Here is a 12,966-nt window from a genome sequence, read left to right as displayed (position 1 = left end):
CGGGCACCGTGCCAGCCTGCTTCTTCGGCGCGCGGCTCTGTCGATCAGGGGGCAATGGCTCGGCGTTTCACTGCATGGTCGATCATCCCGGCAGGGATGCGTGCAACGAGGTTCCGGCCCGGTTTGCGGTATGTCGACGAGGAACGGGCGATGCCCTGGAGCCGCGTGGAAGACAGACGCGGCAATCCGGAAAGTGCGGCAATCCGGAAAGGAAGAGTCGTCCCGGGGCGTTGCGCCGGCCGATCCTTCGCAGCCTCCCTGCGCGGATCGCAGGGAGGCCGTGGGCGAGGGGCTTACAGGCCGATCGCGGTTTCCGCCTTCACGTACGGCAGGCTGTGCGCCTGGGCCACCGGCTCACAGGTCACCTTGCCTTCGCAGACGTTCAGGCCGTTGCGCAGGTGCACGTCCTGCGCCAGTGCCTGCTTCCAGCCCTTGTCGGCCAGCGCCAGCGCGAACGGCAGGGTGACGTTGTTGAGCGCGAAGGTGGAGGTGCGCGCCACCGCGCCCGGCATGTTGGCGACGCAGTAGTGCACCACGTCGTCGACCACGTAGGTCGGGTCGGCGTGGGTGGTGGCGTGCGAGGTTTCCACGCAGCCGCCCTGGTCGATGGCGACGTCCACGATCACCGAGCCCGGCTTCATGGTCTTGAGCATGTCGCGGGTGACCAGCTTCGGCGCGGCGGCGCCCGGGATCAGCACGGTGCCGATCAGCAGGTCGGCGCGACGCACCAGCTCCTCGATCGCCGAGCGGGTGGAGAACACGGTGGAGATCGCGGTGCCGAACTGGGCCGAGAGGCGCTTGAGCGCGTCGGCGGAACGGTCCACCACGGTGACCTTGGCGCCCATGCCCACGGCGATCGTCGCCGCGTGGCTGCCGGATACGCCGCCGCCCAGGATCACCACCTCGGCCGCCGGCACGCCCGGCACGCCGCCCAGCAGCACGCCGCGGCCGCCCTGGGCCTTCTCCAGCGAGTGCGCGCCCACCTGCGGGGCGAGCCGGCCGGCGACCTCGGACATCGGGGTCAGCAGCGGCAGCGAGCCGTTCGGCGCGGTGACGGTCTCGTAGGCGATGCAGATGGCGCCTGAGGCGATCAGGTCGCGGGTCTGCTCGGCGTCGGGCGCCAGGTGCAGGTAGGTGAACAGGATCTGGCCCTCGCGGAGCTTCTTGCGCTCCACCGCCAGCGGCTCCTTCACCTTCACGATCATGTCGGCCTCGGCGAAGACCTGGTCGGCGTCCCTGGCGAGGGTGGCGCCCGCCGCGACGTAGTCGGCGTCGTTGATGCCCGCGCCCAGGCCGGCGCCCGTCTCAACCAGCACCTGGTGGCCGTGGTGCACCAGTTCCTGGACGGACGACGGAACGAGGCCCACGCGGTATTCGTGGTTCTTGATTTCTTTGGGCACACCGATGCGCATGGCTGGAGGTCTCTCGCTAGTGGGAGGAGGTTGCAGGGCCGGCCCGGGGCCGGAGACGCAGCAGTATGATCGGTGTATTGAGCAATTTCTCGCTTATTTTTTCGCAAATCGTGAGAATGTCTGGAATTCTTGTCCACGAATCTGCGGGAAATTGGAATTTTATGTCACGTTCCGGTCTTGTCCTCGACGAGCGCGATCGCGCGATCCTGCAACTGCTGCAGCAGGACGGGCGGCTGACCAACATGGAGCTGGCCCTGCAGATCAACCTGTCGCCCTCGGCCTGCCTGCGCCGGGTGAAGCTGCTGGAGGAGCGCGGCCTGATCTCGCGCTACGTGATGCTGCTCGACGAGAAGGCCGCCGGCCTGTCCGGCACCGCCTTCGTGCTGGTGACGCTGGACCAGCAGGGCCGCGCCGCGCTGGACGCCTTCGAGGCGGCGATCCAGCGCCATCCCGAGGTCACCGAATGCTGCCTGCTGGCCGGCACGGCCGACTACATGGTGCGCGTGGCCTATGCCGACTCGGCCGACTTCGAGCGCATCCACACCGACATCCTCACCCAGTTGCCCGGCGTGGTGCGCGTGCAATCGACGCTGGCGCTGCGCACGGTGAAGAAGACGACGGCGTTGCCGGTGTGACGATGCCCGGCGCGTCGCGGTGCCTGTTCCATGGCGGGAGCCTTTGGCATCTTCGACCTGTAGCCCCGTCGATCCGCCGCCTGGTTGTGCGGTAGTGGCCGGCTTCGGTCGCGCTCCCGGGGATGCCGGCCGGAAACCGGGTACTGTCTCGCTCGGGGAAGCCGTTTCTGCATCGAGGTGAGCATCCGAATGGCCGGCAACGGGAAACGGAACCGAACGCTTTTCGAGCTGGACCTGCTGCGCGCGCTGGTCACGGTGGCCGATTGCGGAAGCTTCACGGCGGCCTCGGCGCGGCTGCACTCCACCCAGTCGACGGTGAGCCAGAAGGTGCGGCGGCTGGAAGAGATGGCCGGCCACGCCTTGCTGGTGCGCGGCAAGCGCGACGTGCGGCCGACCGACCCGGGCGAGACCGTGCTCGCGTATGCGCGGCGCCTGCTCGCGCTCAACGACGAGCTTCTGGATGCGCTGACCGGCGCCGACGTTGCGGTGACGGTGCGCCTGGGCGTACCCGAGGATTTCGCGGCGGGGCGCACGACCCCGTTGCTCGCCGCCTTCAACCGCAGGCATCCGCAGGTGAAGCTCGAAGTCACCACGGGCCTCAGCCGCGACCTGGCCGGCAGCTACGACCGCGGCGAGCTGGACCTGATCCTCGTCAAGCAGCGCCGCGACAGCCGCGAGTCCGTCGCCCGCTGGCCCGAGCCGCTGCGCTGGATCGACAGCGCGAAGGACCCCGCGTTCGGCCAGGATCCCTTGCCCCTGGTCGCATTCCCGCCGCGCGGGCTCTATCGCGACGAAATGATCGCGGCAGTGGAGGCGCTGGGACGCCGCTGGCGCATCAGCTTCACCAGTTCGAGCCTGTCCGGCATCCAGTCGGCGGTGGCCGGCGGGCTGGGCATCAGCCTGCTGCCGGCGCGCGCCGTCACTGCGGAGCATGCGGTATTGGCGCGCAGGAGCGGCCTGCCGGCGGTCGACACGATGGACGTGGCGCTTCTTTACCGCGCGGCGGCCGACCCGGTGGTGAAGGCGCTGGGGCGCGAGCTTGGCCGCATGCTCGGGCCCGGAAGGAAATAGGCGGAGCGGGAAAGGCGTCGGCACGCCATGGCGCGCGGGCGGGCAGCCGGAGCGGGAGGTTCACGCGCTATCGCATGGCTGCCCGCACGACGCTGGTGCGCGGCGGGCCGGTTCGGCGTCGCGCGCAATGGTGCATTGCCGGCTTGCGGCGGGCGTCTCGGAGCCTGTTCACGATCTATCGGTCGACCCAACTGCCTCGTCGTCATTCCTGCGAACCCCGAAAAGGGGGCAAGAGCAGGAATCCAGTAACTTGATGCTCCAAAGCCCAAAGGCGCTGGATGACCAGCCCTTCGGCTGTTGAAAAGCCCCTCCAGCTTGACCGGCCCTGCGGCCGTTGAGAGCCGCTGGGATGACGTTTCATGGGGGATGCCCGGAGATCGTGAACAGGCGCTCAGGCAGTTCGTCCCGCGCCGGGCACCGCTGCGCCGTCGCGCGGCAGTTCGCCCTTGCGCACGAGGGTCCGGTTGCCGGGCACGCCGGCCACCGCGGCCGCGCCGTTGGGCGCGTCGATCACCAGGAAGGTCGCCTCGTTCCCCGCGCGCAGGCCGTAGTCGCGCTTGCCGAGCACCGCCGCGCCGGCCTCCGTGGCCATGTCGAGCGCGACCAGCAGGTCGTCGTCGGTATAGAAGCCGGAGCGGTAGCCGACCAGGTTCGCGCGCTGGAGCATGTCGCCGTTGCCGTAGGGCCACCAGGCGTCGCGGATGTTGTCGTTGCCGGCGAACACGCGGACGCCGGCACGGCGCAGGCGCAGCACCGGCGGGAACGGGCGGTCGCCCGGTGCGTTGGTCATGATCGCCACGCCGGCCTCCGCCAGAGCCGCGGCGGTGCGGCCGGCCACGTCGGGCGGCACTTCGCCCAGCGCGTAGGCGTGGCTGACCGCGACGCGCCCGGCCATGCCCAGGGCGCGCGTCCGTGCGGCGATGCGCAGCAACTGCTCGATGCCCTGCAACCCGGGTTCGTGGAGGTGGATGTCGATCTTCGCGTCGCGCTTGCCGGCGATGCCGAAGACGACGTCGAGCTGGCCGTCGGCGTCGCCGTCGAACGTGGTGGGGTCGATGCCGCCGACCACCTGGGCGCCCTCCTGCATCGCTGCATCGAGCAGGTCGGCGCTGCCCGGGCACGACATCACGCCGGCCTGCGGGAAGGCCACGATCTCGATGTCGACCAGGCCGCGCCACTTGTCGCGGGCCTCCGTCACCGCGTGGAGATGGGAGAGGCCGGTGGTCGCGTCCACGTCCACGTGGCAGCGCATGGCGATGGTGCCGAACGCCGCCGCCTGCGCGATCAGCGCATCGGCACGCTCGGCCATCGGCCGCGCCTGGGCGATCAGCTTCTTCTCGGCCGCCAGTCGGCCGCGCAGGGTGTCGGCAGGCACGTGCGGCCGCCAGGCGTCGCCCACGAAGCTCTTGTCGAGGTGGATGTGGCCGTCGATGAAGCCGGGCAGCACCAGGCGGCCGCCCAGGTCGACGGTCTCGCGGGCGGTGGCGCAGGCGGCGGGATCGGCATCGACGAAGCGGCCGTCCTGCACGGCCAGGCGCGTGGGGCTGCCATGGATGTCCACGGCGTTGTCGAACAGGCGGTCGATCATGGCACGGTCCCATGGCGGCGGTTGCCGGAAGAAGCCGGGCGGCGCACGACGGTGTCGCGGGCCCGGGCGGGGATGGGCTGCCACCGTATCGCGGGGAATGGTTCATTCGCAAATTAAATGATGCGATGCGTGTCATTCGGAAATGGAATGACTGGCAGGGCGCCGTTTCCTGCCGCCTCGGTATGTTTCGAGCGCCACCGCGACGAACGCCCGGGCCGCCGCGCTGCGATAGCCGTTCTTGCGTTGCAGCAGGATGGCGGTGCGTTCGAGCAGGCCAGGCGTGAGGGAAAGCGCGAAGATGTCGTCGCGCTGCGCGGCAATGGCCGCCGGTAGCAGGCTGGACAGTGCCGTGCGCCGCACGATCTCCACCACCGCGCCGACCGAGTCGGCCTCGATCGAAACCCGCGGCCGGATGCCGTGCTCGCGGCAGCGGCGATCGATCTGCCCGCGCGTCTCGAACTCGCCGGAGAGCAGCACCAGCGATTCGTCGGCCAGGGCCGGCAGCCGGACGGAGCGTCGCCGCGCGAGGGGATGCGCCTTGCCGACGACGAGGGCGAGGGTTTCCGTCAGCAGGGTTTCGGCCTCGATGTCCGGCGAGCGCGGCGCATCGAAGGCGATGCCGACGTCGAGGCGGTTGTCGTCGAGCTGGTCTTCCATGCGTTCCTGCGGCATTTCCCGCACGGTCAGCGCGATGCGCGGGTGGCGCCGGTGGAACGCCTCCGCCAGCGGGCCGACCAGGTAGGACGCGAAGGTCGGCGCCAGGCCGAGGCGAAGCGTGCCGCGGCTGAGGTCCTGCACGTCGTGCAGCGCGCGCCTGCCGGCTTCGAGGTCTTGCAGCGCGCGGCGCGCGTAGCCCAGGTAGGCCTCGCCGGCATCGGTGAGGCGCGTCGCGCGCCCCGAACGGTCGAACAGCGGCGTGCCCAGGGATGCTTCGAGCTGCCGGATCTGCTGCGACAGGGCCGGCTGCGAAACGTACAGGGCGGCGGCCGCGCGTGTGAACCCGCCGTGCTCGGCCACGGCGAGGAAGTAGTTGATGTGGCGCAGGAGCATGTGTGGACTCCATAAGTCAGGCCTATGGATTCCATAATAAATCGGTCTTTTACGTTATGTGTTGTGGCGCGTAACGTGTGCGCCATCGATTGCGACGGTCCGGGGCGCTGGCATGAGTGGTGCCAGTGGCGGCTTCTGGAGCCCCAAGAGCCCGTTCACGACCTATCCGTGGGTCTAGCCGTTCTTGCGCCATTCCTGCGAAAGCAGGAATCCAGTGACTTGATGCTTNCCCAAAGCCCAAAGCCCAAAGCCCAAAGCCCAAAGCCCAAAGCCCAAAGCCCAAAGCCCAAAGGCGCTGGATCCCAGCTTGACCGGCCCTGCGGCCGTTGAAGGCCGCTGGGATGACGCTTCGGGGGCCTGGAAATAGTGAGCAAGCTCTAATGAAGACGCAGGTGTCGAGGATGTCTTGCCTCATTGCCGGACAGTCTTCGTTCGAACCGCCATCGCGGTAAGCCTTTCCCTGCCGCGATCCCCGTAAGGAAACCAGCCGGCACCCCAAGCCGCGCCCCTAGGCCATTGCCCCATGGCCATCACCCCCAAGAGGTACCCCCATGGATTTCGTACAACGCACCATCGACCTGGCCATGAAGAACGTGGAGGAGGGCGGCCGCCCGTTCGCCACTGTCATCGCGCGCAACGGCGAGATCGTCGCCGAAAGCCCGAACCGGGTGGCGCAGACCCGCGACCCGACCGCCCACGCCGAGATCCTGGCCGTGCGCGAGGCCTGCATGAAGCTGGACACGGAGCACCTCGCGGATTGCGACATCTACATCCTCGCCAGCCCGTGCCCGATGTGCCTGGGCTCGCTGTACTACTGCAGTCCGCGGCAGGTGATCTACGTCACCACGCGCGAGGACTACGCGCCGTTCTACCGCGACGACCGCAAGTATTTCGAGCTGGACACGTTCTACGCCGAATACGCCAAGCCGGTCGGCGAGCGCCGCCTGCCGATGCGGCAGCACCGGCACGAAGGCGCCATCGAGGTGTACCGGCGCTGGCGGCAGCTCAACGGCTGACGGAGAAGGTCGCCGCTGCATGAGCGGGGAGGCGGCCTGCACTGCTGCCACGGCGCGATGGCGGGCAGCGATGCCGCGTTCGCATCGCTTTCTTTTCCGTGGTGCCGCAAGGAGGCGCCGAGGCATGCCCCGGGTTCCCCGGGGGCATCCTCGAATGGCGTGACCACTTCGACCGCGGAGCCGCGCTGGAAGGCATCGGCGATCGTGCGACGCCCGGCCCGCGCCGGCGCGTGCGCGCCGCGTGACGCCGCCGCTCATGCGTCGCGGGACGCGGCCGGCGACGTGCCGATCCGCCGCAGCGGCAGGCCGGCCATCAGGTTGCGTTCGATCTGTTCCAGGGTGACGCCCTTGGTCTCGGGCACCAGCCAGAAGGTCAGCGCGATGAAGACGAGGTTCAGCGCCGCGTAGAGCCAGAAGGTGGACGCGCTGCCGATGCCGTCGAGCAGCGTCAGGAAGGTCGCGCCCACCACCATGTTGGCGATCCAGTTGGTGAAGGTGGAGCAGCCGATGCCGAAGTCGCGCCCCTTCAGCGGCTGCACTTCCGAGCACAGCGTCCAGATCAGCGGGCCGGCCGACATCGCGAAGCCGACGATGAAGAGCAGCAGCATCGCCACGGTGAACAACTGCTGCGCCGGCGTGGCGATGCCCGCGTGCATCATCGCNCCCAGGCCCGCCGCCATCACCGCGAAGCCGGCGTACAGGATCGGCTTGCGGCCGAGCCGGTCGACCAGGCCGATCGCGATGAAGGTGGCCAGCACGTTGGTGAGGCCGACGATGGCGGTGAACCAGAGCTGCGCCTGCGGGTCGTAGCCCATCTGCTCGAAGATCCGCGGCGCGTAGTACATCACCACGTTCATCCCGGTGAACTGCTGCATCAGTTGCAGCAGGATGCCCAGGCCCACCGAGCGGCGGAAGTTGGCGTTCTCCAGGAACAGGTGCCAGCCGCGCTGCGGCGTGCCGAGCTGCTCGGCGATGTCGGCCATCTCGCGCTCGGCCTGCGTCGCCTCGCCGCGCAGGCGCAGCAGCACCTCGCGCGCGTGCTGGGTGCGGCCGCGCATCATCAGCCAGCGCGGGCTGTCCGGCAGCAGGAACAGGCCGAGCAGGAACGCCACGCCGGGGATCGCGATCACGCCCAGCATCCAGCGCCAGTTGCCGCTGTAGCTGAAGGCGGTGTCGGAGAGGAAGGCCACCAGGATGCCGATGGTGATCATCAGCTGGTAGAGCGAGATCATCGCGCCGCGGATCTTCTCCGGCGCCACCTCGGCCAGGTACAACGGCGCGGTGAAGGTGGCGATGCCGATGGCCAGGCCGAGCACGAAGCGCGCCGCGATCAGCATCTGCGCCGAGCCCGCCGCGCCGCACAGCAGCGAACCGGCGACGAACAGCACGGCGCCCAGGATCAGCGAGCGCTTGCGGCCGAGCCGCGCCGACATCCAGGAGGCGCCGAGCGCGCCGACGGCCGCGCCGAGCATCATCGCGCTGACGATCCATTCGATCGTGCGGTTGGAAACCTGGAACTCCTTCTGGATGAAGGACGTCGCGCCGGAGATCACGCCGATGTCCAGTCCGAACATCAGCCCCGCCAGCGCGGCGAGGATGCAGGTGAACACGGCGGTGGTGCGCGCGCGGCTGGCGGAAGGTGTCGCTGCTGCATTCATCGGATCGTTCCTGCGTGGATGGATGGCGATGGTTGGAAGGTGGCGAGGTCGAAGTGGCGGCGTTGAAGGTAGGGCGTGAAAGACGGTGGGTGGAGGCGTCGGCGTTAGCCCGGGCGGCCGGCGAAGCGCGGTTCCGGCAGGCCGGCCACGCCGGGTCGCCAGCGGAACAGCGCGCCCGCGAGCGGATCGCCGCGCAGTTGCGCGGGATCGAGCCCGTCGCGCGCGCTGGTGAGGTAGAGCGTATCGAGCGCCGGGCCGCCGAAGGCCGGGCGGGTCGGCTGGCGGGCCGGCACCGGCACCACCGTGCGCACCGCGCCGTCCGGTCCGTAGCGCACCACCCGGCCCAGCCCCCACTGCGCGTTCCACAGGCAGCCCTCGGCGTCGACGCAGGAGCCGTCCGGTTCGCCGGATACCTCGCCCAGGTCGGCGAACGGCCGCGGCGGGCCCAGCGTATCGCCGTAGTCGCAGCAGTGGATGCGGCGGGTGGACGAGTCGCAGAAGTACAGCGTGGCGCCGTCGGGGCTGAAGGCGAGGCTGTTGCTGATCGCCACCGCGGGCAGCGGCAGGCGCTCCAGGCGCAGCCCGGCGTCCAGCCGCCAGAAGCCGCCCAGGCGCTGCCGGGGGCTGCCGGCCGCGGGCTCGTGCAGGGTGCCGAAGACGAAGCGGCCCTGGCGGTCGCAGGCGCCGTCGTTGCAGCGCGTGGGCAGGCCGGGCTCGACCGCGTGCAGGGGGCGCAGCGCGCCGTCGGCGAGGCGGAAGAAGGCCAGCCGCGAGGCCAGCGCCAGCAGCAGCCAGCCCTCGTCCTCGCACAGCGCGAACGAGGCCAGCCGCTCGGGCAGCGTCCATTGCGCCAGGACGCCGTCGGCGGGGCGCAGGCGGAACAGCGTGGCGCGCTGGATGTCGGTCCAGTACAGCGCCTGGGCGCGCTCGCACCAGAGGATGCCTTCGCCCAATACGTTGGCGGCGTCGAGCGCGACCTCCACCGCCGGCGCCGTCATACCCAGCCGCCGTCCACGATGAAATCCTGCCCGGTGCACATGCGGCTGTCGTCGGCGGCCAGGAACAGCGCGGCGCGCGCCAGGTCGTCGGCGCGCAGGAAGCCGGGCAGGCACTGCATCCGTGCGATCTCCGCGCGGCCGGCGTCGTCCAGCCACAGCCGCGCCTGCTTCTCGGTGATCGCCCAGCCGGGCACCAGCGCGTTGATGCGGATGCGGTGGCGGCCCAGCTCGCGCGCCATGCCGTTGACGAAGCCGTGCACCGCGGCCTTGGCGGCGGCGTACAGCGGATAGCCGCCGTTCTTCTGCATCCAGCCGGTGGAGCCCAGGCAGACGATCGAGCCGCCGCCGAGTTCGCGCATGTCAGGGATCACCGCCCGGGTGGCGAATACCTGGTGGCGCAGGTTCACCGCGATGCTGCGTTCGAAGCCGGCCGCGTCGATCCCGTCGAGCGTGTGGCGGGCGTCGTCGGCGGCGTTGTTGACCAGCACGGCGACCGGCCCGATGCGCTCGCGCGCCGCCGCGACGGCCGCGTGCAAGGCGTCCAGGTCGGTGAGGTCGCAGTGCAGGTAGTGCGGCGCGTGCGGCACCTCGCCGAGCGTACCGAGCAGCGCGGCGGCGCCGGCGTCGTCCACGTCCAGGAAGGCCACCCGCGCGCCCTGACGCGCGAACTGCCCGACGAAGGCCGCGCCGATGCCGCTGGCGCCGCCGGTGACCAGCACGCTGCGGCCGGCCAGGCTGGGGTAGGTGGCGTAGGCGGGCATCGCGCCGTCTCCTGCGGTATCGGTAGCCATGGAACCGGGGCCTACCATTCGGCGACGCTGCCGTCGTCGTGGCGCCACAGCGGGTTGCGCCAATCATGGCCGGCCGCGGCGCGCTCGGCCACGTAGTCCTCGTTGATCTCGATGCCCAGGCCGGGGCCGCCGGGGATCGCCACGTAGCCGTCCTCGTAGGCGAACACGTCGCGCGCGGCGACGTAGTCGAGCAGGTCGTTCGAGGTGTTGTAGTGGATGCCCAGCCCCTGTTCCTGGATGAAGGCGTTGTGGCACACCGCGTCCAGTTGCAGGTTCGCCGCCAGCGCGATCGGCCCCAGCGGGCAGTGCAGGGCCAGCGCGACGTCGTAGGCCTCGGCCATCGCGGCGATCTTGCGCGTCTCGGTGATGCCGCCGGCGTGCGAGGGGTCGGGCTGCACGATGTCCACGCCGCCGGTCTGCAGCACGCGCTTGAAGTCGTAGCGCGAGTACAGGCGCTCGCCCAGCGCGATCGGCGCGGGCGCGATCGCCGCCAGCTCGGGGATCGCCTCCAGGTGATCGGACAGCACCGGCTCCTCGATGAACATCAGCTTGTACGGCGCCAGCTCGCGCATCAGCACCTTGGCCATCGGCTTGTGCACGCGGCCGTGGAAGTCCACGCCCAGGCCGATCTCCGGGCCGACCGCGTCGCGCACTGCCTGCACGTTCTCCAGCACGCGCTCCACCTTGGCGTGGCTGTCGACGAAGTGCATTTCCTCGGTGCCGTTCATCTTCACCGCGGTGAAGCCGCGCTCCACCGCGGCCTTCGCGGCGCGGGCGGTGTCGGCCGGGCGGTCGCCGCCGATCCACGAATAGACGCGGATGCGCTGGCGCACCGGGCCGCCGAGCAGCTCGTGCACCGGCACGCCCAGGTGCTTGCCCTTGATGTCCCACAGCGCCTGGTCGATGCCGGCGATGGCGCTCATCAGGATCGGGCCGCCGCGATAGAAGCTGCCACGGTACATCACGTTCCACAGGTCTTCGACGTGGCGCGGGTCCTTGCCGACCAGGTACTCGGACAGCTCGTCCACCGCCGCGGCGACGGTGCGCGCGCGGCCCTCGACGATCGGCTCGCCCCAGCCGCTGATGCCGGCGTCGGTGTCGATGCGCAGGAACAGCCAGCGCGGCGGCACCTGGAAGGTGGTGAGTCGGGTGATCTTCATGCACGGTGTTCCTGTGACTTGATGGATAGGCCGCGCCACGCCTGCGCGAACGCGTGGGCGCGGCGCGCGACCTCGGCGGCGTCCAGGCCCGGCGCGTACAGCGACGTGCCGATGCCGAAGCCCTGCGCCCCGGCGGCGACCCACGGCGCCATGTTGCCGGGCTCGATGCCGCCCACGGGCAGCACCGGCATCTCGCGCGGCAGCACCGCGCGCCACGCCTTGAGCCCTTCGGGCCCGACCTGGCCGGCCGGGAACAGCTTCAGCCCGTCGGCGCCGGCGGCCAGCGCGGCGAACGCCTCGGTGGGCGTGGCGACGCCGGGCGTGCACAGCAGGCCGGCGGCCTTGGCGGCGCGGATCACGGCCGGGTCGGCGTGCGGCATCACCGCCAGCCGGCCGCCGGCCGCGGCCACGTCCTGCGCCTGCGCCGGGCCCGTCACGGTGCCGGCACCGACCAGGCAGGCGTCGCCCAGCGCCGCGGCGAGGGCGCGGATGCTGTCCAGCGGCTGCGGCGAATTCAGCGGCACCTCGACGATGCGGAAACCCGCCCCGGCCAGCGCCCGGCCCACGGCCACGGCCTCGTCGGGCCGGATGCCGCGCAGGATGGCGACGAGGGGAAGCGGTTCGAGCCAGGCGTTCAGCACGGCGAAGACTCCTCGGACGCGGGTCGTCCGCGATCATGGACCAGGCCGATCCGGCCGGCGACATGCCACAGCCCGAGGGCCGCGGCATCGGCCACCGGCGGCGCCAGCGCGAGCCCGAAGCGCGCAGCGGCCTGGCGATAGCGCTCGCACAATGCGGGCTCGCCGATCAGTCCGGGCGCCTCGCCGGGCGGCGGCAGGCCGCCGGCCAGCGCGCTGCGGAACTCCTCGCCGATCAGCAGGCCGGACAGGTAGTCGGGCACCTCGGCGGGCGCCAGCGCGCCTTCGAGCATCAGCGCGCGCGTGGCGAACAGCCGGCTGGTTGCACCCTGTGCGCCGCTGTCGCGCGCCGCATCGACGCCGCGCGCGAACGCGGCGGGCGAGACCGCTTCCGCGATGCCCGCGCCGAGGATGGAGTGCTCGCGCAGCAGGGCATACAGCTCGCCGGTCAGGTAGGTGCGGAAGCCGGTCACCGCTCTGCCTTCGACGGTCGCCCACTTGCTGTGCGTGCCGGGCAGGATCCAGGCGCTGCGGGCAGCGGAGGCGGGGCGCTGCGCGACGGCCCCGAGCAACTGGGTTTCCTCGCCGCGCATCACGTCCGGTGCCGTTGGATTGCGCAGGCCCGGCACGATGTGCAGGTCCATGCCGTCGGCGGCGCGCAGGCGGCGCACCGCCGCGCACAGTGCATCGGCACCGGCCGGCAGGTCGACGTAGGGCGCTTCGAGCCATCCGCCGCGGCTACCCACCATGCCGCAGGCGAGCCGCGGCAGCGCGGGCCAGCCTGCGGTGACGTCGGCCAGCGCGGCCTCGTAGCCGCCGGCGGGCAGGCTGCGGATGCCCCAGGGCCGCGTGCGCGTGTCCTGCACACGGCCGGCGCCGTCGAAGCGGTAGGCGCGCAGCCGGGTGGTGCCCCAGTCGAGCCCGATCAGGCCGTCCATGGGAGCGGCCT

Annotated in this window: 12 protein-coding genes and 1 pseudogene; 3 read left to right on the top strand and 10 right to left on the bottom strand. The window is 70.9% G+C overall.

What is annotated here, in order from left to right; genetic code table 11:
- Nucleotides 1-293: 293 nt before the first annotated feature.
- The gene (ald, locus tag ASG87_RS12270) at nucleotides 294-1,412 is read right to left on the bottom strand and encodes an alanine dehydrogenase (protein WP_056005365.1); all 1,119 of its coding nucleotides are present in this window, start codon (nucleotides 1,410-1,412) and stop codon (nucleotides 294-296) included.
- 161 nt (nucleotides 1,413-1,573) lie between these two features.
- Here ald and ASG87_RS12265 point away from each other — a divergent pair, with 161 nt between their 5' ends.
- Together ASG87_RS12265 and ASG87_RS12260 are read left to right on the top strand one after the other, a co-directional pair.
- The gene (locus tag ASG87_RS12265) at nucleotides 1,574-2,047 is read left to right on the top strand and encodes an Lrp/AsnC family transcriptional regulator (protein WP_056005362.1); all 474 of its coding nucleotides are present in this window, start codon (nucleotides 1,574-1,576) and stop codon (nucleotides 2,045-2,047) included.
- Nucleotides 2,048-2,236: 189 nt separating this feature from the next.
- Nucleotides 2,237-3,118, top strand: coding sequence for a LysR substrate-binding domain-containing protein (locus ASG87_RS12260; protein WP_056005359.1), 882 nt, complete (start codon nucleotides 2,237-2,239; stop codon nucleotides 3,116-3,118).
- 391 nt (nucleotides 3,119-3,509) lie between these two features.
- Here the strand turns inward: ASG87_RS12260 and ASG87_RS12255 are convergent, their stop codons facing one another.
- Nucleotides 3,510-4,706, bottom strand: a complete 1,197-nt coding sequence (locus ASG87_RS12255; protein WP_056005356.1) for an amidohydrolase family protein — start codon at nucleotides 4,704-4,706, stop codon at nucleotides 3,510-3,512.
- A 132-nt stretch (nucleotides 4,707-4,838) separates the two neighbouring features.
- The gene (gene cynR, locus ASG87_RS12250; RefSeq protein ID WP_056005353.1) at nucleotides 4,839-5,756 is read right to left on the bottom strand and encodes a transcriptional regulator CynR; all 918 of its coding nucleotides are present in this window, start codon (nucleotides 5,754-5,756) and stop codon (nucleotides 4,839-4,841) included.
- A gap of 551 nt (nucleotides 5,757-6,307) precedes the next feature.
- Between cynR and ASG87_RS12245 the strand changes: the two genes are divergently transcribed.
- Nucleotides 6,308-6,772 (top strand): nucleoside deaminase, encoded by a 465-nt coding sequence (locus ASG87_RS12245; RefSeq protein WP_056005350.1) that lies wholly within the window; start codon nucleotides 6,308-6,310, stop codon nucleotides 6,770-6,772.
- Between the two features lie 254 nt (nucleotides 6,773-7,026).
- Here ASG87_RS12245 and ASG87_RS20960 read toward each other — a convergent pair.
- From ASG87_RS20960 to ASG87_RS12215, 7 genes and pseudogenes are all read right to left on the bottom strand, one after another.
- Nucleotides 7,027-7,434, bottom strand: a pseudogene (locus tag ASG87_RS20960) (MFS transporter); the annotation flags it as partial.
- A gap of 1 nt (nucleotide 7,435) precedes the next feature.
- A partial coding sequence (locus tag ASG87_RS12240; protein ID WP_235499638.1) for a sugar porter family MFS transporter occupies nucleotides 7,436-8,430 on the bottom strand: 995 nt, incomplete at its 3' end.
- A gap of 104 nt (nucleotides 8,431-8,534) precedes the next feature.
- Nucleotides 8,535-9,428, bottom strand: coding sequence for an SMP-30/gluconolactonase/LRE family protein (locus ASG87_RS12235; RefSeq protein ID WP_056005344.1), 894 nt, complete (start codon nucleotides 9,426-9,428; stop codon nucleotides 8,535-8,537).
- Nucleotides 9,425-10,219, bottom strand: a complete 795-nt coding sequence (locus tag ASG87_RS12230) for an SDR family oxidoreductase (protein ID WP_056005342.1) — start codon at nucleotides 10,217-10,219, stop codon at nucleotides 9,425-9,427. Before ASG87_RS12230 ends, ASG87_RS12235 begins: the two co-directional genes overlap by 4 nt.
- Before the next feature lie 11 nt (nucleotides 10,220-10,230).
- Nucleotides 10,231-11,379, bottom strand: a complete 1,149-nt coding sequence (dgoD, locus tag ASG87_RS12225) for a galactonate dehydratase (protein WP_056005339.1) — start codon at nucleotides 11,377-11,379, stop codon at nucleotides 10,231-10,233.
- A complete protein-coding gene (locus ASG87_RS12220; RefSeq protein ID WP_056005337.1) occupies nucleotides 11,376-12,020 on the bottom strand; it encodes a 2-dehydro-3-deoxy-6-phosphogalactonate aldolase in 645 nt (214 codons plus the stop codon). The genes dgoD and ASG87_RS12220 overlap by 4 nt, the downstream gene beginning before the upstream one ends.
- Nucleotides 12,014-12,955: a 2-dehydro-3-deoxygalactonokinase gene (locus ASG87_RS12215; protein WP_056005335.1), complete on the bottom strand. Its 942-nt coding sequence runs from the start codon at nucleotides 12,953-12,955 to the stop codon at nucleotides 12,014-12,016. Before ASG87_RS12215 ends, ASG87_RS12220 begins: the two co-directional genes overlap by 7 nt.
- Between the last annotated feature and the right edge of the window lie 11 nt (nucleotides 12,956-12,966).

The sequence above is a fragment of the Frateuria sp. Soil773 genome (assembly GCF_001428405.1).
Lineage (GTDB): Bacteria > Pseudomonadota > Gammaproteobacteria > Xanthomonadales > Rhodanobacteraceae > LMSL01.
Note: the sequence above shows the minus strand (reverse complement) of the source record. Positions and strands in the feature narration are given on the sequence as shown.